This window comes from Qipengyuania sp. HL-TH1 (assembly GCF_036365825.1).
GTDB lineage: Bacteria > Pseudomonadota > Alphaproteobacteria > Sphingomonadales > Sphingomonadaceae > Qipengyuania > Qipengyuania profunda.
In genome coordinates this window covers 36,417-59,353 of the sequence record NZ_CP142674.1, presented here as the reverse complement: position 1 = coordinate 59,353, position 22,937 = coordinate 36,417, and the positions used below count along the sequence as shown (strand labels likewise).

24 protein-coding genes are annotated in these 22,937 nt (G+C 61.9%); 4 read left to right on the top strand and 20 right to left on the bottom strand.

Features of this window, described 5'->3' with window-relative positions; genetic code table 11:
• Positions 1–20: 20 nt before the first annotated feature.
• Together VWN43_RS00315 and VWN43_RS00310 are read right to left on the bottom strand one after the other, a co-directional pair.
• Entirely contained in the window at positions 21–3,962 is a 3,942-nt protein-coding gene (locus VWN43_RS00315; RefSeq protein ID WP_320179810.1) for a tetratricopeptide repeat protein, read from the bottom strand.
• 95 nt (positions 3,963–4,057) lie between these two features.
• Entirely contained in the window at positions 4,058–5,530 is a 1,473-nt protein-coding gene (locus VWN43_RS00310) for a phospholipase effector Tle1 domain-containing protein (protein WP_320179809.1), read from the bottom strand.
• Positions 5,531–5,614: 84 nt separating this feature from the next.
• Between VWN43_RS00310 and VWN43_RS00305 the strand changes: the two genes are divergently transcribed.
• Positions 5,615–6,025 carry an antitoxin Xre-like helix-turn-helix domain-containing protein gene (locus VWN43_RS00305; RefSeq protein WP_320179808.1) on the top strand — a complete coding sequence of 137 codons (411 nt, stop codon included), beginning with the start codon at positions 5,615–5,617 and terminating at the stop codon, positions 6,023–6,025.
• A 7-nt stretch (positions 6,026–6,032) separates the two neighbouring features.
• Positions 6,033–6,752: an RES family NAD+ phosphorylase gene (locus VWN43_RS00300; protein ID WP_320179807.1), complete on the top strand. Its 720-nt coding sequence runs from the start codon at positions 6,033–6,035 to the stop codon at positions 6,750–6,752.
• A 608-nt stretch (positions 6,753–7,360) separates the two neighbouring features.
• On the opposite strand, the gene VWN43_RS00295 is transcribed toward VWN43_RS00300, so the two are convergent.
• The 11 genes from VWN43_RS00295 to VWN43_RS00245 form a co-directional block, all read right to left on the bottom strand.
• Positions 7,361–8,020, bottom strand: coding sequence for a hypothetical protein (locus tag VWN43_RS00295; RefSeq protein WP_320179806.1), 660 nt, complete (start codon positions 8,018–8,020; stop codon positions 7,361–7,363).
• Positions 8,021–8,022: 2 nt separating this feature from the next.
• Positions 8,023–8,469, bottom strand: coding sequence for a hypothetical protein (locus VWN43_RS00290; protein ID WP_305959962.1), 447 nt, complete (start codon positions 8,467–8,469; stop codon positions 8,023–8,025).
• Between the two features lie 17 nt (positions 8,470–8,486).
• Entirely contained in the window at positions 8,487–8,849 is a 363-nt protein-coding gene (locus tag VWN43_RS00285) for a hypothetical protein (protein WP_320179805.1), read from the bottom strand.
• Between the two features lie 136 nt (positions 8,850–8,985).
• Positions 8,986–9,195, bottom strand: a complete 210-nt coding sequence (locus VWN43_RS00280) for a hypothetical protein (protein ID WP_119587680.1) — start codon at positions 9,193–9,195, stop codon at positions 8,986–8,988.
• Between the two features lie 12 nt (positions 9,196–9,207).
• Entirely contained in the window at positions 9,208–9,735 is a 528-nt protein-coding gene (locus VWN43_RS00275; protein ID WP_320179804.1) for a DUF2726 domain-containing protein, read from the bottom strand.
• Positions 9,736–9,737: 2 nt separating this feature from the next.
• Positions 9,738–9,881, bottom strand: a complete 144-nt coding sequence (locus VWN43_RS00270; RefSeq protein ID WP_305959958.1) for a hypothetical protein — start codon at positions 9,879–9,881, stop codon at positions 9,738–9,740.
• A complete protein-coding gene (locus VWN43_RS00265; protein WP_320179803.1) occupies positions 9,878–10,273 on the bottom strand; it encodes a hypothetical protein in 396 nt (131 codons plus the stop codon). The genes VWN43_RS00270 and VWN43_RS00265 overlap by 4 nt, the downstream gene beginning before the upstream one ends.
• A 10-nt stretch (positions 10,274–10,283) precedes the next feature.
• A complete protein-coding gene (gene mobF, locus VWN43_RS00260; RefSeq protein ID WP_320179802.1) occupies positions 10,284–13,310 on the bottom strand; it encodes a MobF family relaxase in 3,027 nt (1,008 codons plus the stop codon).
• A complete protein-coding gene (locus VWN43_RS00255) occupies positions 13,310–13,612 on the bottom strand; it encodes a helix-turn-helix domain-containing protein (RefSeq protein WP_320179801.1) in 303 nt (100 codons plus the stop codon). Before VWN43_RS00255 ends, mobF begins: the two co-directional genes overlap by 1 nt.
• Positions 13,609–16,005 (bottom strand): type IV secretion system DNA-binding domain-containing protein, encoded by a 2,397-nt coding sequence (locus VWN43_RS00250; RefSeq protein ID WP_320179800.1) that lies wholly within the window; start codon positions 16,003–16,005, stop codon positions 13,609–13,611. Before VWN43_RS00250 ends, VWN43_RS00255 begins: the two co-directional genes overlap by 4 nt.
• The gene (locus tag VWN43_RS00245; RefSeq protein ID WP_320179799.1) at positions 15,998–16,288 is read right to left on the bottom strand and encodes a hypothetical protein; all 291 of its coding nucleotides are present in this window, start codon (positions 16,286–16,288) and stop codon (positions 15,998–16,000) included. Before VWN43_RS00245 ends, VWN43_RS00250 begins: the two co-directional genes overlap by 8 nt.
• A gap of 696 nt (positions 16,289–16,984) precedes the next feature.
• Here VWN43_RS00245 and VWN43_RS00240 point away from each other — a divergent pair.
• Positions 16,985–17,230, top strand: a complete 246-nt coding sequence (locus VWN43_RS00240) for a hypothetical protein (protein ID WP_320179798.1) — start codon at positions 16,985–16,987, stop codon at positions 17,228–17,230.
• A gap of 29 nt (positions 17,231–17,259) precedes the next feature.
• On the opposite strand, the gene VWN43_RS00235 is transcribed toward VWN43_RS00240, so the two are convergent.
• The 6 genes from VWN43_RS00235 to VWN43_RS00210 all read right to left on the bottom strand — a co-directional run bounded on the left by VWN43_RS00235 (position 17,260) and on the right by VWN43_RS00210 (position 21,126).
• Positions 17,260–17,511: a hypothetical protein gene (locus VWN43_RS00235; protein ID WP_233548431.1), complete on the bottom strand. Its 252-nt coding sequence runs from the start codon at positions 17,509–17,511 to the stop codon at positions 17,260–17,262.
• A 344-nt stretch (positions 17,512–17,855) separates the two neighbouring features.
• Positions 17,856–18,188: a hypothetical protein gene (locus VWN43_RS00230; RefSeq protein ID WP_330767209.1), complete on the bottom strand. Its 333-nt coding sequence runs from the start codon at positions 18,186–18,188 to the stop codon at positions 17,856–17,858.
• Between the two features lie 32 nt (positions 18,189–18,220).
• A complete protein-coding gene (locus tag VWN43_RS00225) occupies positions 18,221–18,799 on the bottom strand; it encodes a hypothetical protein (protein WP_320179796.1) in 579 nt (192 codons plus the stop codon).
• A 544-nt stretch (positions 18,800–19,343) separates the two neighbouring features.
• Positions 19,344–19,535 carry a hypothetical protein gene (locus tag VWN43_RS00220; protein ID WP_320179795.1) on the bottom strand — a complete coding sequence of 64 codons (192 nt, stop codon included), beginning with the start codon at positions 19,533–19,535 and terminating at the stop codon, positions 19,344–19,346.
• Between the two features lie 35 nt (positions 19,536–19,570).
• Positions 19,571–19,816: a hypothetical protein gene (locus tag VWN43_RS00215; RefSeq protein ID WP_119587687.1), complete on the bottom strand. Its 246-nt coding sequence runs from the start codon at positions 19,814–19,816 to the stop codon at positions 19,571–19,573.
• 305 nt (positions 19,817–20,121) lie between these two features.
• Positions 20,122–21,126 carry a DUF2493 domain-containing protein gene (locus VWN43_RS00210; protein ID WP_320179794.1) on the bottom strand — a complete coding sequence of 335 codons (1,005 nt, stop codon included), beginning with the start codon at positions 21,124–21,126 and terminating at the stop codon, positions 20,122–20,124.
• Between the two features lie 768 nt (positions 21,127–21,894).
• On the opposite strand from VWN43_RS00210, the gene VWN43_RS00205 reads away from it, so the two are divergent.
• Complete coding sequence (locus VWN43_RS00205) at positions 21,895–22,374, top strand: DUF6998 domain-containing protein (protein WP_320179793.1); 480 nt, start codon at positions 21,895–21,897, stop codon at positions 22,372–22,374.
• Between the two features lie 40 nt (positions 22,375–22,414).
• Here the strand turns inward: VWN43_RS00205 and VWN43_RS00200 are convergent, their stop codons facing one another.
• Entirely contained in the window at positions 22,415–22,588 is a 174-nt protein-coding gene (locus tag VWN43_RS00200; protein ID WP_320179792.1) for a hypothetical protein, read from the bottom strand.
• Positions 22,589–22,937: the final 349 nt, after the last annotated feature.

Sequence of the window (22,937 nt, the reverse complement as noted above, 5' to 3'; positions counted from 1 at the left end):
CCGGTTTGCGGCCGGAGCAATCAAGACGATCTCCTGGTTCTAGCTTTGGCGATCCGCTTCTTCTTACGCGTGGTTAGTCTCGGGTCTTCGCGAACTTCGTCGATGCCGATGAAATGGCCCCGCAACCACTCGATGAGATAGTCGTGCGCCCAGCGCGCGTTCGATAGCCGTGCTCGCAAAGCTCGCAGCTGCAGTTCGAGAACAAACAGAAGTGGATGCCAGTCCGATCGGCCGGCGATAAGACGACCAATTAACAAGCCCAAAGCTCGCCCTCTTTGCCATTCAGGAAGTTTAGCGGACGCAACAGCGAGCGCGAAGCCTTTCACCGCCTCGATATGCGAGACCGGCTCGGCTTTTGCGCCGCCGATGTAGCGGCTCGCGGCTCCGAAATACTCGAAGGCAAACTCATCTTCGAGCAGGAGAATGCCGAGCAGTGCGTCTCCGCTGAGCGACACGTGCCCGTGGCGCGAGACAGCGAGCCGGGCGGTCGCGCGGTAGTAGCTTCCGTTTGCGAGCGCGCCTTGTTCGGCCATCGTCATCAAGGTGGCCTGCAGCCACGAAGTGCGTGCGATGCCGAGCTGATGTGCCAGCTGTTTGGTGTTCAATTCTTCGGAAAGCAGCAGGCAATCGCGTTCGCGCGCGGCCAGGATCGGATCAAGAAGCAACGAGTTTTCGGCCAGCGCGGATTTCCACCCGCCTTCGATCGACTGGGAATCGTCGACAGGGACAATTTCGCAGCAGCGCTGGATGTCCTCGAGCGCCGCATCAATCCGCGCTTTCTGCGCACCAGCCTCCTCTGCCGTAAGCTCGCTACGAAAGTGCTTGCCCTCGTGATAGCCGAGGAACCCGGTATCCTGCCGCGACGCGAATTCCGAACTCGACCGTAATTCCAGCAGTTCATCGAACGAGGATTGCGCGACATAAAGTGTTCCGAACCAATCGCGTAGATCGTCCAGCACCCCGAGCTGGCTCGCGCGCCAGACCGCGATCGTGTCCAGAGCCGCAGCTTGCCCCTTGCCCTCGACGACCGCTTGCTGCGCGTTGTTTCGTTCGCCGTGATCGCCGAGGCAGGTCCTAAGATCCTCGCCGATGATGACGAGATGGTCTGCCATCTCGATGACGTTCTTGCGGCACATCGGAGCGACGGCAGCAAGCGGTATCGCGTTTTCGAGATAGACATCGATAATCGAGCGCCCGCGTTCCGACATCTCTTTCGCCATGTCGAGGATGGGCTGGACATCCCCTTCCCTGGTTTTCAGCGAGAACATCGCGGTCTCTTCCGGAAACCGGGCCCCGTGCGTGTGCATGATATCGTGGAGCAGCCAGATGTATCTGTGCTTCGCCTCTTTCACTTCATAAGTGAGGTCGGGCCCCATGTTCTGCGGGAGGGTCACGCTGTCGCCGACGACCTTTCCTGCAAGCGCCGCCGCGAGAGCATGGGTTCCCGGAAAAGTCTGGACCTCCGGGATTGGCTCGTCGCTGAGAATGCCCTCGACAGGCTCCTCGCCATCGACGCCTTCGAGCCTGAACCAGAAGTTTGGGCCAAGGCCCTTGGCCATCGCAATCGACGAGGGAAGTTCCTCGTCGGTAAAAATCAAACCGGGATACGACGAGACGATCTCGCGGTCCCCGCGATTTTGCGATGCGGCATCGAATGCCAGTTCGAGTGCGCGTCCAGCCTCCCCGAAATGGCGCAGGAGCATCGCCAGTCGCAGGCGATCATGGGGGTTTCCGACAAGCTTCGTTTCGTCGAGCGGCAGGATGTGATCTTGCGCATCTCTGGACTTGTTCGCCCGCTGAAGCGCGCTTTGTAGCAGCAAGTGCGCGCGTAGATCGTTGGGGTCGTCCGCTATTGCCATGCGGAGATACCGCTCGGCCGCTTTCACATCGCCGCGGTTGTGCTCGGCCGCTCCCGCAAGGCGGGCGTATTTCGACGTTGCGAGCAATTCGGGAGACAGTTCGCGGAAGAAGGTGCTCGCCCTGGTTCGCTCGTCGCTGTTCGCATGCGAAAGGGCCAACCAGGACAGCTGTACGGTGTCGCGATCAAGCGCGACGAAGCCACTGAGCGTTCCGATGACATCGTCCCATCGCTCTTCGAGGTAGAACAGATGCGCGAGCATCGATCGATGGCCAAAGTTCGTGGCATCGGTGACCAGCCCCATCGCTCTGTCGATCACGTGACCCAAGCGGTCCGAACCGCGGTGGCTGAGGGCATCGGCTACCGTGACATGCACCGGCAGCGAGGCCGGCCAGCGTGCCAGCAAAATATCTGCGTCTTCGCGGCAATCGAGCGACGTGTCGGCCGCGTAGGTCGCGCGGAAAACCATCGCGTCGTATTGCTCCTGGACGGCTTCCGACAAAGCGCTGCGCCGTTCGTCGGATTTGTAGTCCAGGATGCTCACCCAGTTGGATTGCGCCGACCAGATATGCAACAGCAGGGCGGTCTTCGCCGGCCCGTCATCGAGCTTGCGAGCATGGCCCAGTGCGTTCTCATGGTGCCCTTGGTCCATCGATGCGTAGGCCGCGTTCATCAGCGCGTTCTCGTCGGTGGGAGCGATCGCGAGCAATTGCGTGGCGATCGTGTCGGCTTTCTCGGGATGGCCAAGAGCGCGATAGGCGGTGATTAGATTGCAGGCGACGCAATTGTAGGTGTTTTGATCGGCGTTTTCGTATTGCCGCACCTCGTCCCAGTAGTTTTGCAGGAGGTCGCGCGCAGATGCGAGCGCCTCCTGCCTAATGGAGTCGATCTTTGCCGATCGTTCGAACCGGCCATCGCCGATCGCGATCTCGAGGTAGGCATCGCCGGCAAGCCGGCCCGCGGGAAGGCTGTCAGGATTGTCGTGCCAGTTCTTGATCGCCAGTTGCCGCCATTCGTCGTCACGGCCGCGTGAGCGCAAGAAGGCGCAGCGATAGATACGGACCAGCTCGCTGTTGCAGAGCTCTTCGGGGATATCTGCACTCGGATCGTCCAGGTCCGTGAGAAACGTCGCCGCCTGGAGCAGGAAGGCGGCGGCGTGTTCGTCGGAGGAATCTTCTCGCAGCCGCGCGCGCGCCCACTGCGTCGACTCCTCGAAGCGTCCGAGAAGCTGAAGGCCAAGAGCGCGATTGGTAGCGACTTTCGGATCGTCGGGATTGAGCTCGTAGGCTTCGAGAAGCAGTTCGCCGGCTCGCTCGTCATCGCCGAGCCGCTGGTAGGCGAGGCCGATATTGGCGCGAGTGCGCGCACGTATCGCTGCAGAACTGTTTGCGGTCAATTTTGCTTCGAGGTTCTCGAGCAGGCCGAGCGCGGTGTGCGGTTTGCCGCCGTTGAGGATGTCGCGATACCCATCGATCTGGAGATCGAGGTGAACATCCAGTTCACCGCTGCGGCCAGCATCGATGGCCGTCACCGTTCTCAGGATGCGCTCCTGCATCTCGAACCCGCGATCGACGGCTGCTTTCGTATGGCCATGGCGCTCGAGAGATTCCTCTCCCAGGGCCACAATCCGATCGGTCGATGCGCTGTGACCGGGATCGAACGCATCGAGCGCCGCCTTATGCGCGCGAATTTTCGGTTGGAGCGTGTCCCATCCCCAGACCTGGACGTCGATTCGGCGGCCGAGCGCCGCCTGCTCCTGCGACAGCGTGTTTGCAATGCGATCGTATTCGAGATCGTCGTTCGCGGTGGTGGCGACGATGAATTCGGTCAGCGCCGGAGTGATCTGCAGGGCTTTGGCGAAGTCGGCGCGGACGATCTCCTCGGTGAGCTTTCCGCCACGCGTGATGAGCTTGCACTGGATACCGACCAGCTGCGTGGGATCGCGGTCGCGCCTGCCGGTCAGATCGATCCCCGATTGGGCTTTGCCCCGCGTGCCGACGAGCTTGACGTTCGGGTCATTCAGGACGCCGCAGAACAGCGGCACACAGTTTTCCTCGAAGGCCTTGTCGTCCGATGGCATCTTGATGATTGTCGAGGAGGGCATCGTGGGTAACGGAGCTTTCGAAACTGGGAGGCTAATTCTATAGGGTTGGCCGGGTTCTCGGTTGCATGTCGGTCTGTGGCGAACGGCGTGACCAGTTACGGATCGGTCTGGTTGCCCTCGGCGCCCGGCCTATCGGGGCTGATCGGTTGCGCCGGAGGCTCGGTCGTCGACCCGGCTGCCAAGAGTTTCTCGTGCTTCTGGAGCGCGCTCGGCCGGTAAGGCTCGTGCCGGTCGTAGTTCCTGACTGACGTTGCGCGAGCGCGCTCGAAAACGCTCGGATGCAATTCCGCTTGCGGATTGATGGATCTGGCTTCCTGCGGCCATGTCTTTCGCCATTTCCTGGGTAGCAGGGCCTGCCAGGGGGCGTCGAGCAGCGCTCGGCGCTCATCATGCTGGATTCCGAGCGCATCGGGCCACAGGTTGAGGCGGGCCCGGTTCAGTTCTATCGGATGCTTGGTTTCGTCGAGCTGTTCCACCATCCACTGCAAGGCAATATCGGAAAGCCGCGACTCGTCTTCTGGATGGCTACCCCCAACGTCCGAGTGGTTGCCGGCAAACCAGACCTGGCGAAGCCAGGGCGGATCGAGGTGATCCATGCGCTGAACGTCGGAGGAATAGCCCCAGCCTGCGATGGGGAAATGCTTGCGGTCTTCATCGATCGAGCATGCATGGCGCGCAAAGCGCACGTTCGTGTCGAGGAACCTGTCTGCGTTCTTCATGTTCCACTTGGCGCTGTGCGATCGCTTTTGGCCAGGTTTTGGCCAGTCGGTAATGGTCTTCCATTGCCGCTTCGCCATGCCGAGCCCCTTGTAGAGCAACCAGAGAGCGGGGATCGCCAGAAGAGCTGCAGCCCATGCAGACTTGATCCAGAACCCCGCGATCAGGGCGGCGCCGAGGGAAAGAAAGAAGCTGGCGAAAATGAAGGTCCGTGCGCGCGCCGTCCCGAGTGAGGCCACCGTATCGAAAACGCCGATAAAGTACGGCGCGACATTGCCCTGCTCCTCGCCATCCAGTCCTTCGCCGCAGCAATTGTATTTCGCTCGAAATCGGCGCGCCTTCTCCTCGCGCTCTTCTTCGTAGTCGCCGCGTGGTTTGCCGGCACCGTGCTCATAGACTTCGAACACGGCTTCCTCGGCGATGTCGCGCAGCGCTTTCCCGCCGCGCGGGATAGGGCCACCTTCGCGCGTTTGCGGGACCCCGCACAGGTTCAGCACATTCGCCACGCACCGCGCGGTGTAGGCGCCGCGACTGAACCCGAAGAGATAGATACGATCGCCCGGCTCGTAGTGCTTGAGGATCGCCTCGTAGCAGTCGGCAATATTGTCGCTGATACCGGTACCGAAGGCCAAACCGAATATACGCGAAAGGCGCTGACCCCATCCGCCCCCATCTTCTCCTGTGCCAAGGCCCGAATCGTAGAATGCGACCTGGTCGGCAGGGTCGATGCAATTGTCGATGGAAGGGCGCGCCGCGGCGTAGAGCTTGTAGATGTTCGACAGGCGCTGGTCGGGTTTCAGCCCACCGTATTGACCGGTGCCATCGGAAAATATCAAAATGTTCTTCGACACGGTGGTCTGCCTCGTTTGCACGTCCGACTGCACTTGCAATCGGACCTCATATGATATAGATATCTCTATCATAAGAGGTGAAGCATGACAAGCGTCCAGGACTTAGAGCGCCCACAGGTCGCCCCGATCGCCGATCGCGAGCAGGTCTCCGTGATCGTGAAAGCTGTGGTTCGTGCCGCCCAGCACTGGGATCTATCCGGTCAGGAAGGTGCGGCGCTGTTCGATGTTCCCCAAGCTACTTGGGACCGGATGAAGCAGGATGCGTTCAAGGGTCGCCTTGATCGCGACAAGGTCACGCGCGCAAGCCTCATCATCGGCATCTTCAAGGGGTTGCGGCTCTTGTTCAACGGGCCGCTTACCACCGAGTGGCCGACGCTGGCCAACAAAGGCGCGCCCTACAATGGCAGGCGGCCGGTCGATATGATGATCGCCGGCGGTATTCCCGCGATGGCGGCGGTCCGCCAGCATATCGACGCGCTGCGCGGCGGCTTGTGAGGCGGCCGTGCAGCTTGTCGAAAACACGGTCCCACGAGGATTACCGCTTGTTGAGATCGTCGAACCGGCGACAATCCGGCTGATAAGCACAGCCTATATCGAAGAGCCCGCGATGGCTCCGCTGGCGGACACGGACGCCGCACTCGCCTTTCTGGAGGAGATCGAGCGAAAGACTTCACTCCGGCAAAACGAGAATATGCCGCTGCCTTCCGAGGTGCGGCAGGACGAACTGCTGACATCTGCCTACGGTTATGGTTGGACCTATGTGAACGCGGCATTCTGTTACACGCGTCCTCAAGGCAGCCGCTTCAACGACGGCAATCGCGGTGCATGGTACGCGGCGTTCGGTGATGCGCCGAACGAGACCGCTGTGGCGGAAGTCGGTCACCATCTGACCCGCGAACTGCACAACGTCGGCCGCTATGAGAACGTCACGCGGTACCGTGAACTGATCGCAGGGTTTCTGGGACCTTTCGTGGATCTGCGCGACCAGGACGGAGCGGACTACCTCGATCCCGTTGAGGAAAGTGGCCATGCAGCGGGGCAAAAACTGGCGCGGGAACTGCGAGGCGCCGATTTCGGTGGTGTTGTCTATCCGTCGTCACGCCGGGCCGGTGGAAGCTGCCTGGCGACATTCCGCACGACACTTGTCCAGAACATCCGACAAGGAGCGACTTGGGAGCTTACCTGGGCAGGCTCGCCCGAATTCGCTGTAGCTGAGGTTTGATGAAAGCCAACCAGCGGATCGCCTCGCTCGGTCGTGACCCCCGGCTAGCTTGCTAGGTGAATTAGAAGCCGCACGATCGCATAAAGGAGCACCGGCAAAATCAGACAGCCAACCCAGTAATCGTGCAGGTTTCTCCGTTTCCGGTCATCCACTGTTGTTATCCGAAAATTTGCGGTTTGCTCGATTGGCAAAAAAATGTCGGTCGGAACGCGCGTGCCCGTTAAAGTATTGTTTTGCTGTGCAGATTGGGCTTGCTGCCAGCCACACGAAATGAGAATCTCGCTCTATCTGGCGCGGAATCCCGTTTTCCGAGGCTTTTGACAGATTGAGTCCTAGCTGCGAACCATCTGACCCTGCCGTGAGTGCCGCTAGCTTGCTAGGTGAACCAGAAGTCGCACGATCGCATAAAGGAGCACGGGCAGGACCAGGCAGCCGAGCCAGTAGTTGTGCTGGTTTCTCCGTTGACGGTTGTCCACTGTAGCTATCTGAGAACTCGTGTCTGGCTCGATTGGTAAAAAAATATCCGTCGGTGCGTGATTTATTGGTATAGCATTGATATACATAGTTTATCGTGCGCTTCCATAGCCAGAGGAACTGAGACTCTCGCGCTATCTGACGCGGAATCGCGTTTTCCAAGGCTTTTGACACTGTTCGCTCTCCGTTTGCTGGTCCTCAGCCACGCGCGAGGCGGTGACAGCCTCCCCCGGAGAGATCTCGATAATGCCAAGGGGATGGCCAAGCGTGAGGTCCGTTGCGACCTGCAGGCTCTCGGCCGTTCCCGAAGTGACGATGGTATGCCATCGGCCGGCAGGTACCGTCAGCGCGCTTTCTTCGTCTTTCCGGACGAATCCGACGAACACTTCGCGGTCGTGGGCGTCCAGCAGATGCAGCGCGATATCCTCGTCCGGCGCGGCGATCTTGAGCAACCCTGTTGGCTCCGCGCGTAGTTTCGCGAGCACGCGAAACTCGCCGGTCTTCGGCAGCCCGCTGAAATCGAGGACATCGCCGAAAGGCTGTGCGGCGAGGACATAGACGATCGCGGCAAACCCGAGCGCAGCCGCGGCGAGCATGTTCTTTCTCGAACCGGTTGCGGAGCTGGTAGGACCCAGGCGAAGCATCGAGCCGGCTTGTGCGCGATAACGGCCGGCGACCATGTCCGCCTCGTCATATTCCATGCGAGCGTGGCGATCGCGCCAGATAGGTATACCGACGGCTCCCCCGCGCCTGCGGTATCGTTCCTTCATGTATTCACGATCGTCGATGCCCATCGTCAGCTCGCCATCAGCAGGCCAAGCCCGCCCAGGATGGTCGACGACAGCCCGAAGATGGTCTTGGCGATCGACATCTTGCGCGCGGCGGCGCCGCGGCGGATCTGCTTCTTCACCTTGTCGATGCCCGTCTTCAGCCCTGCCGTTCCGTCCCAGACATCGATCATCCCCCAGGCGAGGAGGCTGGCAGCGACGATCTGCGCGAAGCCGTCGATGCCAAGGCGACCGAACCCGAACGAAATGGTCGCGCCGACCATGACCGGCAGCATGATGACTTTGGCGACGTCGAGGGCGCTCAGAATCGAGCGGTGTCGAACGGACGATGCAGAAGGAACGAGAAGGAGGGGCCGCTCACAGAGCGTGCAGGCCTTGCCGGGATAGCGCGATAGCCAGCCCGGCATGAAACCCCGGCAAAAGGGGCATTGCACTTGCGGCTCGTCGACGATCACGACCCCTCCGTTCATTCTCATGCCTTGCCTTGGCATTTCGCTTTCTTGCACTTCGCCGCGTCGTCGCACTTGGCGTCGTCGCACTTATGGTGTTTTTCCTCCTCGCAGTCGGCGCAGCGGACCGCGTCGTTGAGCGAGATGAGACGCTTCTTGGCCGCCCCGCTCTGATCGATCGCGGCCCGCACCTTCGCTTCCTTTGCGACCATGTCGAGCATCTGCCTGGCGACGTTGCTCGCTGCCGTGTTGGTGCCGTCGGCCACGGCCGACGTAACGGCTGCCTGGTGCTTCGCATGGACATCATTGCCAGCGTCTTGGGCGGCCGCGGGTACGGCCATGAATGCGCCTGCGAATGCGGCGGCGATCATCATCTTCTTCAACATCTGTCGTTTCCCTTTTCTTCTTCCGGTCGCCCGGACTGGTTGGTGCGCCGACGGCGCGTTAGGCCCCTCGCGGGGTGGTTTTTCCGAAGGGCTGTGCCTTGCGGAAAGGTTCGGGCGCGCGTGCGCCCGTCCGGCGTCAGCGCCAGAATCCGTCCCGCCGTTCGCCGTGGCGGTTGTCGTATTTCTCCTTGTCGTCGTAACCGCTCTTGCGGATGCCGACCTCGACCCGGTCGCCACCGGCGTTGCGGATGTGCAGGTCGCGCAGGTCCACCCTGTTTCGGTGAGCCCAGTCTTCGGCCGCGCGTTTGCTGCCGAATGTGCCTACGTCTTCGTAATCGAATGCCATCGTGGTCCTCCTTCAGGTTTGGGTGGCTTGCCAGGGTGATTGCGCCGGGTGCGGCAAGGCTGGTCCGAGCGCGGCTTCGATATGCCTTTCGACACTCGTTTGCGTGGGGCGTTCGCCTGCGGGAAGGCGCACGGTCGTGTATCCGGCGTGACGCGTAAGGGCGTCGCGATCGGTGTCGCTGCGGCGGTCGTGGCTGCGATCGTCGAGCTCGACGAGCAGGATGATCCGACCGGAATGCGGATCCTCGACCACGAAGTCGACGCGTTTGGAGCTGAATTTGTTGAAGGTGGTCCACCATTCCGACTTGGACAGCCCTTTGGCCGGGTTCATGATGGCGCCCATCGAGACCTGCGAATGCACCCGTGCGCCGGGCATCGCCCGTTCGATCATCAGGCAGACCCTGCGCTCGGCGGGCGTCATCAGCGGCTTTGGGCGAACCTTAAGTCGTGAAAGCTGGCGCTTCGGCAGGCCGTTCAGGATCGCGAAGGTCGCGATCACCACGCCCGCGATCACGAGGATCAGGAGAGATTGGCCGTCCATGTTCAGTCCTCGCCCGACCAGCGCGGAATGTTCCAGTAGATCATCACCGTCAGGGCGACCGCGACACCGATCATCACGCCGATTTCGATCAGCTCCCGTGGCGAGACCGTGAAGAGGCCCCACGGCCCGGTTAGGACGTTGGTCATGTCATGCTGCCTTTCCAGAATTCGTTCAGGCGCCGCGGAAAGAGCGCGTAGACGCGGTTCCTTCCGATCGGCGCGGCGAACTTCGTTGCGAGGTTTACGAAAGCGACGGCGATCGACCCGACGATGACTGCGACGAGGATGGCGAGGCCGATGGCGACGCACTCGGCCACCATCTGCTGGTTCGCGATCATCTCGCGCATGTCGGCGCACCCCTGGACCCCGTGCAGGTCCAGATCGCACACCACAAAATTGTCCCCCTCCACCATTTCGGCGACTTCCTGCAGCCCGGCCTGCTTCACGAAGTTGGTAAGGGTCGGCTGCTGCTCGAGGACGGCCATCAGGCTGTCGCTCTTCGGGTCGTTGGCGATCAGGCCATGCTGCGTCTTGTTCATTGCCAGTCTCCTATCGGGCACGTTCGATATTGCGTTCGGGAAGGTCGATCTGCGGTACCGCGCGCAGGCTTTCCTTGCCGACCGGTGGCAGGCGGTCCGCGCTTGCCTCGCCGTTCTTCAGGTGTTCGGGAACTCTCGGATTGAAGTCGGTAGCGGCGCGGTCGCTGCGCGCATTCTCGACCTGTTTCTCGCCGAGCGTTTCGAGGGCGCTGGTCTTGTCGCCGGGATTGCGGCCGATCTGTGCGAGGAGCTGGTCGCGATCGTTGGTGACGATGGTGATGTCGTCGCGCACGCGGGTCATCATCACCAGCGCCAGGCGTTGGTTCGAGAGATGCCGCGCCGACGAGTGCATCTCGCCGATCGCCATGTCGCGCGTATCACCCTGCGCCTGATGCATGTTGATCGCGTAGGCGAGACCCATGCGTTCCAGCATCTTGTCGTTTTGCTTGAGCTCGACCGTTTCGCCGTACCGGTTCTCGACCGTCACGACGCCGTCCTTGATGCCGAGGATCTTCGCCTCCTCGGATTTCATCAGCTTGCGCGCGTCGTCCTTTTCGGTCCAGCGGACCTTGTCGCCTTCGTGGATGATCTCTTTGGTCTTTTCAGAGAGACGCAAGGCGTCGCGTTTGTCGGCAGGGTCGATGCGCGTGGGATCGAAGCGCTTCAGCTTGCCGTTCTCGTCACGCAGGAGCACCCTGCCCTTCTCGTCGAGACCCTCGACATCGTATCGGCCGCGAGAAAGCCCGCCAGGCGCGTTCTGGCGTATGACTTCGAGCAGCTGCCCCTTGGCATAGGTCGATGCGTAGCGAAGTTCCTCACGGGTCGCGTGGGCCGGTCTGAGCGTATCGAGCACCATCCCCTCGCCCTTAATCGAGCCTTCGGCTCTCAGTCCGTCCTGAACCAACCTGTTGAGGGTCGCGCGCGCGTCTCTGCCGGACGAGTAGATGGCGGTGCGTTCCCGGTCCTCGCGCGAGAGATCGAGCCAGGTCTTGGCTGCTACCGCCAAGTGGTCCTTGCCCGCTTCGACCACCTTGTCGCCGAGCGAGGCGAAGCTCTCTCGGAACTTGCCCGCTCGGGCCAGGCCCGCGGCGTCCTTCATGTGTTCGGTCCGTTGGCGAAGGCTGGTGTCGAGCCTCGCCAGTGCGGGGCCGTCGGACTGGATGAGCGAGAAGCTCTTGCCCGCCTCGATCGGTTGCAACTGCGCTCTGTCGCCGATCATCACCAGCTTCTCGACGCCCAACCGATTGGCGATCGTGAGAAGATCGTTCATCGGTTTGTTGGCGACCAGCGAAGCTTCGTCGAGAACGAGGACCTTGCCCGTGAGCGCGGCTTTCGAGGCTTCGAAAGTGGGTCCGCTGCCGTGAAGCGCGGCCCGCAAATGCTGATTGACGAAGGAAGAGACGGTTTTGGCCTCGATACCCTCCTCTACCGGCTCGCCGCTCGAGGAGCGTATTTCGGTTTCGTTCCGGAGGTCGTTCACCATCTTGTTCGCGAAGGCGAGGCCGATTACGTCCCTGCCCTCCTCGCGTGCCACGCTGGCGATCGCGGAGATGAGGGTCGTCTTGCCGGCGCCGGCGACGCCTTGGATCACGACCGTGCGGTCGTCGCTCGACAATGCGAGCGTTCCGGCAGCGATCTGCTCGGCGTTGAGATCGTGCTCGCCCGATACCGCGCGCAGACGTTCCGGGGCTGCACCAGCCTCGATCATTCCCTGGCTCGCATCTCTCCCGGCCGTCACGTTTGCGAGGGTCGCCCGTTCGATCGCTGCATGTTCGGGCGTGGTGAACTTCTCGATCGCACCGTCGAGCCGTGTACTTTTGCCGGGCAGCATCTGCCCCTTATCGATCAGCACCTCCATGCGGGCTTCCACACCCTCGGCGGTCACGCCCTTGACGCCGAGATCGAGCGCCGTCTTGACCAGTTCGCCGCGTGTCCATGAAGTTTCCCGCTCTCCGATCACGCGGACGGCCGAAGCGGTCGCGAGCTCGGTGCGCAGCTGGGTGGGTGTTAGGCCCATGCGCTGCAGGCCGTTCGTGGTCAGCTCGTCGGCAGGTCTCGTATAAAGCTGGGTGGCTTCCTGTACCGCAGCGATGACGCCGCGCACCCGATCCACCGTCCCCAACGGTCCTTCTCGGGTATTCTCCGTGCGCGCGCGAGCCTGTTCCACATGCGCCTTCGCATCGAAACCCAGTCCTTCCGCGCGCTTGGCCCATTCCTGGCGGAGCGCCTGCTTGTCGTCGGGATTGAGCTTGGGATCGCGGGTGTTCTTGGTAACGCCCCGCAGGAACTCTGTTTCGCTCGCGCTTCGGCCGAGCTTATCGGCGGTCGCGAGGATATCCAGCCTTCGCTGGCTGAACGCTTCGATGACCTCGCGCGACACGCCCTGGATTTCGAACTGGCCGTGTTTGCCGGTAAGCTCGGTTCGGTAGCCGATCTTTTCGAGATTGGAGCGCAGCGCCGCGTTGTAGATCGATCCGAGGACGGAGTTGTTCTTCCAGACCTCGCCGTTCCAGAGCGCCTTCCAGTTGCCCGTCTTGTCCTGTGTCATAGCCGCGATGACGGCGTGGGTATGGTTCTGGGGGTCTAGTTTGCGACTCGTGTCGTGCTGGAAGAGCGCGTAAAGCAGCTTGCCGGTCTGGACCGCTTCGCCGTTGGAATTGCGTGAATAGTCTCGCGCTTCGGCGAAATGTTTTTCGAGATAGGCCATCGTGGCCTTCACCGCCGCCTCCTGCGCCGTGAGGACGCGCTTGTCGCCGCCGAGCTGCGCCATCAGGCTCACCGATTTCGGCATGGAGAAGGTGAGATCCACACCTGCCCTGCGCTTCTCCGCGCCGTTGACGACGGTCCCGTCGGGCAGCTTCCCATCGAGGACCCGCTCGAAGTCCTCCTTCGACACCGGACCGCTCAGACCGAGCGCTTCGGCGCCCTTCCCTCCCCATTCGCTCAGCTCGGCGGGGCCGTCACCGACATAGTAGTCGTCCTTGGCGAAGTAGTTCGCCGCGCCACTTGCGGATGAAACGGATGCGACGGACAGCATCAAGCGCGTTCCAACGCATTCTGGGGGCGTATCGCATCCGTGGCGAACATGGGGCGACTGCTGGCACCTGCGAGGAGCCATGCCGGATCCAGACCGAAGTCCTCGCACAGCCGCGCGAGGAGGCTGCTGAGCGGCTCGCTATGGCCGTTCTCGTACCCCGCGAGCGTTTGCCGGGCGATACCGAGCTCGCGCGCCATGTCATCCTGCGATCGACCGAGAGCGACGCGCGCGCAGCGCAGGCTATTTCCGATCGCCGGTCGGAAGCGGTCCGAATACGCGATGACGGAGGGGGAGAGGTTCACCGGCCCATCTCCTGCTCGTCGTCGATCGCCACCTCGTGGCGATCCTCCTTCTCGCGGCCGAATCCCTGTCGGTTCTCGCGCTCGAGAACGCTTTCCTGACCGTCGTCTCGGCCCCGGAGCTGGCGCGTCTGGGCAAGGACGTTCCGATTGGAAGCGTTGCGCTCCTCGACGTCACGCTGCGCGATTTTCTGGCGCTCGCGCTCGTCGCGCTTGCCGGTGTGCTTGAACTTCGACAGATCGTCCTGGTCGCGCTGGTCGCTGGTTCCGTTGACCACATCTTTCGCATCGGTCCTGTGCTGCAACTCCGCAGCCGTCTGCTCCACCGACCGATCGAGCGAACCCTCCACCTCCTCGCGCAGCTTCTCGGCTTCGAGCTCCGCCTGGCTGAGCACGATATCCACCCCATCGCGCCGGTCCTTGGGTACGTTGTCCGGCCCCTCACCCTCGCGACCCCCGACACCCATTTCAGCGGCTTCTTCGTCGGTCGGCACGTATTCGGCGGCGCGCATGTCGGTGACGCGCATGAAGCCCTCGGCGCGTTCGGGGTAATCCTTCCATGTGAGCCTAATGCGCGCGGCGGGAAATCCGTCGGGGAATTTGATGAAGCCGCTGAGGCTCGGCAGGTTGCCGATATCGTCCGGCATGACGAGCTCTTTGACATCGGTTCGCGGCGTGATCGTCGAGGCGTCGCGGCTGTTATTGTAGCCGTAGGAATAGGCTTCATCCATCTGGCGAACTTCGCGGCTGCCGATGAATTCGGAGCAGCGGCGCGACGTCTCCGGGTCGGCGGTTTTCAGGATGAGCTTGGTGCCGGCAAGCGATGCCAGATTGGTGGCTCCATGCTCTCCGTAGGTTTCCTCCAGTTTGTCGAAGGAGTGCATTCCGAGCACGAAGGCGCCGCCGAATGCGCGCGCCGTCTGGAGGCCGTGATCGATTGCTGGGAGGCGGTGCAAAGCATGGACTTCGTCGATCAGGAACCAAGTGCGCAGATTGCGGCTTCGACCCATCTGGAAGAGGGCGTTCACCGCCAGGTCCATCCAGAGCGTCAGCAAGGGCCGGTTGAGGACCAGATCGGGGTGCGTGGAAGTGATGAAAAGGATCGAACCCTCCTGGACGTCCTCGGTCATCCATTTTTTGATTGAGAAGCCTTCTTCGCCCGGCGGGGGTTCGGGGAGGAAACGAAAGGCGTTCGCATTGGCGATGAAGGTCGTGCGGATCGATTCCGCCATCTTCGCTGCCGATGGCGACATCATCGGTCCGGCGACTGTTCCTTCCAGTTGTGCGTGGATCGTCTTGAGATCCGACATCATCAGGAAGTAGGCGAGACCGCCGTTCGAGCGCACGCCCATCTTGAGCATCTTGACGCACATTTCGACCATGAGCGTGCGAGCGGACTTCTGCCAGAAATCGTCCTCGACAGATTGGCCGCTCGGAACGAGCGCGGTGGCGGCGCTCATGAACTCGGCGTAGTTATGGCAGTCGTTGAAAATGGACCACGCTTGGCACCGCTTGTCCATCGGGTTGAGGATCACATCGGTGGCTTCATTGTAGAAGCTTTCGACGAAGGTCCCGGTGAGGTCGAATATCACGCATCGATGGCCACGTTCGCGTGCCTGCGTGACCAGTTTTTTGAGCTCGGTGGTCTTACCAGCCCCGGTCGTTCCGATGAACATCGCGTGGCTCTGCTCGAGCCGCCAGGGATAGGGCAATCCGGCGAGCTTGTAGGGCTGATGGAGACCACGCCTGATACGTTGCTTGAGCGGTTCCTTGAGGACCGCGTTCGGATCCTCTGGCGGTGTCCGTGAAAGGCATTCCTTCTCGTGCTCGCGCCAGTTGTGCGACAGGATGGAATCCTTGAGCATCGGTCGCTCGACGAGCACCGCGCCGCGCTCGTGGCGTTCGGTAAGAATTTCCGATCCGCGCTTGCGCGAAAAGTCGACGAACCAGATGGTCAAAGGAACGCATATGAATGCCGCGCCGAGCATCGAAGAAACTGTGACCTGGATGGCGCGAGACCATGCCGCTTCGACGGCGGGATGATAGGGAACCATCGCCATCGTTCCCTGGACGATTTGGCCCGATGGAAGCGTCAGGTTTATCGCCTTCATCGGGTCCAGCGACATCCATCCCCAGACCGACGATAGGAGCTTCATCAGGACGAGATGGACTTCGTGATTCTTGAAGGTGAAGTAGCCCAGCACGAAGAGCAGAAGAACGGTCGTCCCGATCCACGTGTAGAGCGGGATCCGGATGCCCGCCCAAGTCATCAAAATTTCGTGATGGAACAGCTGTGATCCGCGCGTGAAATTGCCCGCGTTTCGCTTCACCTTTCCGCGCGCCGAAGCGTGCGTCAGAGTGATCGCCTGCTTGTTGGTCCGGATGTCGTTACGCATGGTGCTCTCGCACGTTGCGCATGGCGGCGCGGATCAGCTCGTCGCTGTCTTCGGGGTACTGCCGTTCGACAAGCAGTGAGAGCGCTAGCTGTGTATGCTCTAGGATGGTAAGCGCGCGTGGGCCGTTAAGGGCGATGCCCAGCTTGAGCATCGGCAGGCCGATATTGACGGAGGTGCGAATAGCCTCGGCACGTGTGATGCCTTGCGCTCCGGCGTAGGCATCGAGGGCTTCGAGCGCATCGGAGGAAAACCCTACGCCGATGCCTTTGTATGTACTGGCCATGCAAACTCTTTCCGAGTTGTGCATGGTTTCTCTATCGCAAGCCCCTTATATGCCGTCCGAAACGGAAAGGGAAGCGCTGACGCACCCGAAATATATTGCGGCTCCAAGCGGTTGAAAAAGCGGCACATTTGGAGCTTCCCCGCTTCCCGCCCCAAATCCGAAATATATTTCGGGGCCGGTAAATCGTTCTAACTCATTGCTATCTAACATCTTTCGATCCGAAAAGACCTACGGCGCAGCCGTGTTCGGTGTGCTAAAATAGGGACTTGGCGGTTCTTCTTCTCGGTCGCTTGTCTCGAGGAGTCGTGAGAGGAGCTGGTTATCCAGCTGGGAGTGCCGGCCATCGTGCCGCCAAGAGCCCCGAGCGTGTATAACGCTGCGGTGGCAATGCTTCTTCCTGGGTGGACAAGAGTGGACCTTCAGGTCCACGTCGATCGTCACCCGAAGGGCCGAGACTGGCATAGCCAGGCTCGGTGGAGCTTGGTGACGAAGCTGCCCTAGCGAAGCCAGGGCAGCGAGGAACCTAGCGCAATAGAGCGCGGTCCGTAGCGGCCGAGGCCGCGAAGGATGGCCCAAATAACAGACCTCCTTCCATCACGGCAAAACGCAAAAGCATCGAGCAAAAAAACGGCTCGAAAATTCATGGCGGTTGCTGCATCAAGCGAAGCATGAAATCCGTCGTGAAAGGACATGGAAATGGTATCGAAAGTGGAGCGCGAAAGAGCGGCTCTCGAAGCTGCGGAACAGGACGTTGCGGAGCGCCGGAGGAAGCTTGCGCAGATGGAAAAGGAAGAGGCCGAAAAGGAGCTGGCAAGGCTCGTGCGCAAGGTCGGTCATGCGCGTGCGGTGAGACTGTTGGAACTGGCCGTCAGCGTCAAGCCGAAGAGCGCGATCGAGGCGCTCGAAAAGATGGAGCCTGCGGTCCAGAAGCAGGCGTCCTGAGGGCGGCGCCTTAGCGCCGCCCGTTCGGGTCAGTATTCGTCGTCCATTTTGCCGGTGGCGGTGTAGACGATGTCGTCGATGAGGTGCATCGGAAGCTCGCCGTAATCGCCTTCCTCGATGAGGATGTAGCCGTCTTCGGTGCGGACCACATGGACGTCGAAGAAGGAGTGGTAGGAGCGCCGTTCCGCTTCCAGTGTCTTCTCGTCGAGCGCGATCGTGTCGGTGTCGATCTGGCGGATCGTGGCGGTGTCAGCCTCGAATGTTTCGGTGGTGTAGCACATGGTAGCCTCCTGTCGTTGGCGGCTCGTCCGCCATGCCATGAATCAGCGCTCCGGCGGTGCGCGGGTCACCGGAGCGAAGCGGAGGGGAACCGAAAATTGATCGAGTGGTGCGGAAGCCGCGTAGCGGCTTCACGGTCGGTCCATTTTCGGTTGACCCGCGTATGGCCGGAGTGCTCATGGCGATGGTGGCGGACGGGCCATCGGCGGGAGGCGGAAGTCACTTGCTGCACTGCTCGTTCGAGGCGTTGCCGTGATGCGCCAGTGCTTCGAGTATCGGGCATGAGAAAAGGGTGCCGCGGCTCATGGCCGGACACCCTTTTCCGATGCATCGATCCAGCGGGAGGCTAGTCGCCGGTCGATGAGATTGCGTGGTTCGCGAATGGCTCTTCAGGCGGGCAGCACGCCTTGCAGTATGGCGCTCCGGTGACCGGGTGCGGCTGCATGTTATGGCCCTCGCCCGAGACGCAGTTGCCGGGCAATCCTTCGTCTATTTCGGAACCGACGATCGCGCCTGTGCTGAGATCGATTCGGTCGAAATGGTCGTCGCCTTCGTGCTCGCATTCGATGCAGGTTTCATGGTCGTAGACCCCGCCGAGCTCCCAGCGCTGGTTGCTCTCGTCCCAAGCGGCCCAGGCATCCTTGCAGATCGCTTCGGAACCGCAGTTGGGGCGTCGCATCTTCAGGCGTGTCCGAGGCGTGGCGATCGCGTTCACGTTGTCGATCGCTGGGCCCACTCCAGTATGGGGGTCTGTTCGCCGCAGTCGGTGAAGGCGAGGTACGCCAGACTGTCGTAAATCGGGGTGATCTTGGCGCCGCAGAACGCGTCGTAGGTGCGATGATCCTGAAGGAGCAATCGCAAGCTTTCGAGGGTCAGCTCGCCTTCATCCGCGTCGTCGCGTCCCAGGGCGAAGAGTACCTTCGCGGCAAGGTCCGGGCCCATCATGAGATCGCGCGCAAGGGCGATATGTTCGGAGACCTCGATCGTTATCGGAGCGAGGCGCCCGAGGTGCCGGACGCGCAGCGTCCGCCCGAGGAACTGCGCCTCTTCGACGATCGAGATGATTTCGGTCCGATGGTCGAAGCAGGCGGTGAATGCGGCCATCGAGAGGGCATTGGCGTTGATCTCGAAATTGAGGGGCGCTGCCCCGAATTCCCCGGGATCGACGTCGAGCGCGGCGTTGCCAGAGTGAAGCCGCCGCGTCAGCGCGGCGAGCTCCAGCGCGGAGATTTCAGCGGGCCGTGAATGAAGCTGGGTCTGTGTGTCCTTGATGCGGAAGGTGACGATCATCTCTGCCTCCTGTGATGAACTCGTCTCTCCCCTTCCCCCTCCCCTTTGATGCGAGGCCTGTTCGGTGAAGGCAGGCGGTGTCCATCGGCGCATCCCGTCGAGGATTGATGCGGCGCAAAGCCTGCCCCGGCATGGGGCCGGATTCCGAGCAGGAAAGCATCGGCGATGCGCGGACGAACGGATGTTCGTCAGCGAGCCGGAGGGACTGCTGCAAGTGCGCGCGGCACACCGAGCGTTGCTAGGGCGGACGCATGTCCGCCAGCACGCGAGTGAGTGCCAGCGCCTGGCGGAACGTCGACCATATGGAAGCGGGCGTCGTCGCCCGCTCCCAGCTACCCGTCAGCGCAGGACAGGCATGGCCGCGATGCCTACGGACGCGAAGGCGTCCGGGCGAGCCAGCCATGCCGGCGGGGCCAAGGCGGACCGAGCGTGGCGCACGCGACCGAAAGGTCGCCAGCGAGCAAGGGACCGCCGCGGCCGTGGCACTGCGGTTCGTCTTGGTGCTACGCGATCGCGAGCTGTGATGTGTGGGCTGCGGCTACCGTCAATCGAGCCTGCGGTTCATGAAGGCCATCAAGCCGTAGGCTGCGGTGATGCCGGCGGTGACTGCGAGGATCGTCAGCCATGCGAACGGGATGCGATTGAGGAAAGGACACGGCGGGACGTAGCGTAGCACTATCCCGGCAAGGAACCCGACGAAGAGGTATTTGAGAAGTGGGCGCTCGAACTTGGGCAAGGCGAAGTAAAAAAGGGGGCCGAAGCCCCCCGCGGTCAGACCGCTGCTATATAGCCGCCCGTGGCCGAGCCTATCGCGATGATGACTCCGATGAGCCCGAGGACCCAGCGATTGGTGGCGACATCGGTCCGAAGCGACTTTACTTCGGCAATCAGCTCTGCATTGGCTTCGGTGATTTTCATCGCAATGTACTCCTCCAGTTCGGAGACGACCTTCTCTGCGTTCTCGCCCGAGACTTTAGCCTCTTTCAGCGCTTTGAACAATGTGATTTGGACGCCCATCTTAACCTCCATGTGTTGATGGTGGTTCCCGCCGGTCACGGGCGTCCAGCGGGTCAAGGATCGCCGCAGGCGACCGCGCAAGCGGGCCGTGGGGGAGCCGATTTTGCGTAGCAAAATTGGGGGAACCGCGGATCCTTGAGGCGCGCCAGTGCGCCCGTGACAGACTGGGACATCGACGAGACGAGCCCTCCCCGGTCCTGTGACGCGCCAAGACGGGCGACGGGGGCTCGATGCCCCCCGAGCCCGTTCTGCCGAGACGAAAAAGGAAGGGAGGCTCCGGCGACTGCCGGAGCCTCCCGAGAGGCTCACCCGAAGGTGGAAGCGCCGACCCGCTGCGTTTGCGGCCGCTGATCGGCAATGCGGCGGATGTGAACCGGCACCCCAGCCTGACGGAGCCGCTGTGCGAGGTTCGCTTGGATGCCGGAGCCTTCGCCGACGATCGCTTCCACCGGGCCGAGCTTGACCATGTTCTCGTTGCGCAGGAACGGAGCGCGGTTGCCGTGACGCCCGTCGGGCATGAAGAGGATCGTCTGCACGCCGTTCTTCTGGGCCCATGCGTTCGCCATTGCATCGACGCCCTTGCGCATTCCGGTCGTTCCGAGAACCATGTTCGGGATGCGGGACTTGATGTCGTCGAGGATGTCCCAGATCATCTCGAAGTCGTACCATTCCTTCATGCCGCCCGAGGTGACGACGAGCGGACCTTCGGGCTGGAACTGTGCCCTGCGGTCCTTCGCGCGTGCTGCCAGGAAGTCGCGAGCCTGGATCTGCGAGGCGGTTACGCCGTTCTTGCTCACCTGCGAGCCGCGAGTTGCCGTGAACGGACGTCCGGTCTCGACCCGGTAGACGTCGGCTGCATGGTCGCGCATCGCCTCCAGGGCTTCGCGGCATCCCTGCAGCGTCTGGACGAGCATCTGCGTTTCTTCGAGCTCGACGGCGTAGATCTCGGAAGGATCGAAGTGACGGGCAAGTTCGCCGAGCTTCTTCGCCGCATCGTCCTCGCGTCCCTCGGCCAGGCGGGCGGTCATGTGAAAGGAGTTGACCATCCCCCAGGCGAGCTGCTGGGCGAATTCCTCCATCCGGGTGTCCTTCAGGACGTCGAAGATCGTTCCGATAGCCATCTCGACGGCGCGCCGCGCCATGTCGGGATCCGGCATTTCGGCCGCCATCGGTTCGTCGACGACGCTGAGCTTCGCCATGTCGCTCTGTTCGAGGAAAGCGCCGTCGTAGGCGGCGGTGACTTCGGAACGGGTGTCTGCCAGTTCCATGCGGGCGTTCGCGAGATCGGCGAAAGAGTTGAACTTCTGCATTGGTAGCCTCCATTGGTTTTGATCGCGTCATCGCGTGATGACGGGGTCCAATGGTGCGCAGCGGACAAGCGAGGTCAGGGACGTTAACCGGGAAGCCGGCACGTCAGGGCCGGACCCCGGTTAACGCCTACGGGCCGTGGGGGAGCCGATTTTTTCCCGTCTGCTGAAAGCAGACAAATGCCGGGAAAAAATTGGGGGAACCGCGGATCCTTGACCGGATCCTTGCCGCAAGTATCCTTCGGACCCCATCACACGAGGATGCAATCAAACACACCCTCCCCCTCCCCTTTCCTTCGAGAATATCGGGCTCCCGCAGGAGCCGCGGCAAGACAGGCCGGCGCGTCTCGCGCGCGCGGCAACGCCAGGGGTCGTTGCCCTCGCGCGGCCGCCCGGACGCGAGCGGTGGGACCGAGAGCCCGCGGGGCCAATCAAAAAGGCGGAGGCCCGACCGAAGGCCAGAGCGGCGTTGATGGGATGTCCTGAATCTGCTGGGTAGGCGGCGGGCATTATCTCGTCGGCCGAAGGTCGAGCCGATGCAGACAGCCCCGCTCTTCAGGCCGCAGCGCGATAGCGCGGTACGCGGTTATCCCGCCAGGCGATCGTCACCCGAATGGGCCGAGACCCGTTAGGGGCTCGGTGGAGCTTGGCGACGCAGCGAGCCCTAGCGAAGCCAGGGCCGCAAGGAGCCTTAGCGCAATAGAGCCCGGTCCCGGCCGAAGGACGGGAGGCGGTACCCATTTGTTCACGGCTTTGCTGTAAGTCGTCTCAATGACTCAGAAACACGCTACGCAAACCATCAAGGAAGGTCTCGCCGACGCGCTCGACGAATTGGAGGACCCTGACAGAAACGGGAAAAAACCGACTTTGAACGGCCAATGGCTTGGAGCATTGGGCGAGCACTTGGTCGCGAAAGCATATCGCGCCACTCATGCAGGCCATCGCGTCGAACAGTACGATCTCGAATTCGGTGCGGAAAACATCGAGGTCAAATCGACCCAGGCCGATAGGATTACAAACCGTTCGTTGGCGAAGAAGCGCTGCAGCCATGTCGCCTATGTCCGGTTCGAAGCGGTGGGTACCGATCTTTGGGTCAGAGAGATGTACATTCGTCCGCGTGGCAAGCCGGGCGATCGGCCGAACGATCCGGAAAACCCTCGTGTCAGCGAAAAGGATCGCAGGGATCTACTTCCGTCGCCAGACGGTTTTATGATTGATTTGAGGAAGCTCTCCGAGGATCCTTGGGGCTAACTGAAAAAGGGGAGCAGCGCATCGCGCTGCCCCCGCACGATCACACCGGATCGTCGAAATAGACCGTCTCGACGACGCGGCTCTCTTGCCACTCGGTCAGGTCGAATTCGTCGACGACCTGGAAGCGATCTCCGATCGCGACGATGTGCTGATCGCTTTCGCATCCATTCGCCTCGCCGCTGATTGCGGAATCGATGGTGGTGCAGCTGAACATGATAAGCCTCCTTGGGTGTCATGATTGACCCCGAAGGCCCGACATGCGGCAGCACGCGCGTCAGGGACGCCGCCATAGCGGCGCCGCGATAGCGGGCCGCAGGATCCTCGACGCATAGCGTGACCCGCATGGCATAATGGGACTTCTGGTGGAAAGGCCCCTTACTCTCGCCATGCGATCGTCACCCGAATGGGCCGAGACCCGTCAGGGGCTCGGTGGAGCTTGGCGACGCAGCGCGCCCTCGCGAAGCCAGGGCCGCAAGGAGTTTAGCGCAATAGAGCGCGATCCCGTCCGCAGGGCGGGAGGCGGCATGTGCCGCTGGCTTTTCACGCCGCCTTGGCGACGGCTT

Bases quoted from the DNA above. Each gene is read 5' to 3' on its own strand.
- VWN43_RS00315 (WP_320179810.1), bottom strand. From the start codon at position 3,962: ATGCCCTCCTCGACAATCATCAAGATGCCATCGGACGACAAGGCCTTC.
- VWN43_RS00305 (WP_320179808.1), top strand. From the start codon at position 5,615: ATGACAAGCGTCCAGGACTTAGAGCGCCCACAGGTCGCCCCGATCGCC.
- VWN43_RS00295 (WP_320179806.1), bottom strand. From the start codon at position 8,020: ATGGGCATCGACGATCGTGAATACATGAAGGAACGATACCGCAGGCGC.
- VWN43_RS00285 (WP_320179805.1), bottom strand. From the start codon at position 8,849: ATGTTGAAGAAGATGATGATCGCCGCCGCATTCGCAGGCGCATTCATG.
- VWN43_RS00280 (WP_119587680.1), bottom strand. From the start codon at position 9,195: ATGGCATTCGATTACGAAGACGTAGGCACATTCGGCAGCAAACGCGCG.
- VWN43_RS00275 (WP_320179804.1), bottom strand. From the start codon at position 9,735: ATGGACGGCCAATCTCTCCTGATCCTCGTGATCGCGGGCGTGGTGATC.
- VWN43_RS00270 (WP_305959958.1), bottom strand. From the start codon at position 9,881: ATGACCAACGTCCTAACCGGGCCGTGGGGCCTCTTCACGGTCTCGCCA.
- VWN43_RS00265 (WP_320179803.1), bottom strand. From the start codon at position 10,273: ATGAACAAGACGCAGCATGGCCTGATCGCCAACGACCCGAAGAGCGAC.
- mobF (WP_320179802.1), bottom strand. From the start codon at position 13,310: ATGCTGTCCGTCGCATCCGTTTCATCCGCAAGTGGCGCGGCGAACTAC.
- VWN43_RS00250 (WP_320179800.1), bottom strand. From the start codon at position 16,005: ATGCGTAACGACATCCGGACCAACAAGCAGGCGATCACTCTGACGCAC.
- VWN43_RS00245 (WP_320179799.1), bottom strand. From the start codon at position 16,288: ATGGCCAGTACATACAAAGGCATCGGCGTAGGGTTTTCCTCCGATGCG.
- VWN43_RS00240 (WP_320179798.1), top strand. From the start codon at position 16,985: ATGGTATCGAAAGTGGAGCGCGAAAGAGCGGCTCTCGAAGCTGCGGAA.
- VWN43_RS00235 (WP_233548431.1), bottom strand. From the start codon at position 17,511: ATGTGCTACACCACCGAAACATTCGAGGCTGACACCGCCACGATCCGC.
- VWN43_RS00230 (WP_330767209.1), bottom strand. From the start codon at position 18,188: ATGCGACGCCCCAACTGCGGTTCCGAAGCGATCTGCAAGGATGCCTGG.
- VWN43_RS00225 (WP_320179796.1), bottom strand. From the start codon at position 18,799: ATGATCGTCACCTTCCGCATCAAGGACACACAGACCCAGCTTCATTCA.
- VWN43_RS00215 (WP_119587687.1), bottom strand. From the start codon at position 19,816: ATGGGCGTCCAAATCACATTGTTCAAAGCGCTGAAAGAGGCTAAAGTC.
- VWN43_RS00210 (WP_320179794.1), bottom strand. From the start codon at position 21,126: ATGCAGAAGTTCAACTCTTTCGCCGATCTCGCGAACGCCCGCATGGAA.
- VWN43_RS00205 (WP_320179793.1), top strand. From the start codon at position 21,895: ATGACTCAGAAACACGCTACGCAAACCATCAAGGAAGGTCTCGCCGAC.
- VWN43_RS00200 (WP_320179792.1), bottom strand. From the start codon at position 22,588: ATGTTCAGCTGCACCACCATCGATTCCGCAATCAGCGGCGAGGCGAAT.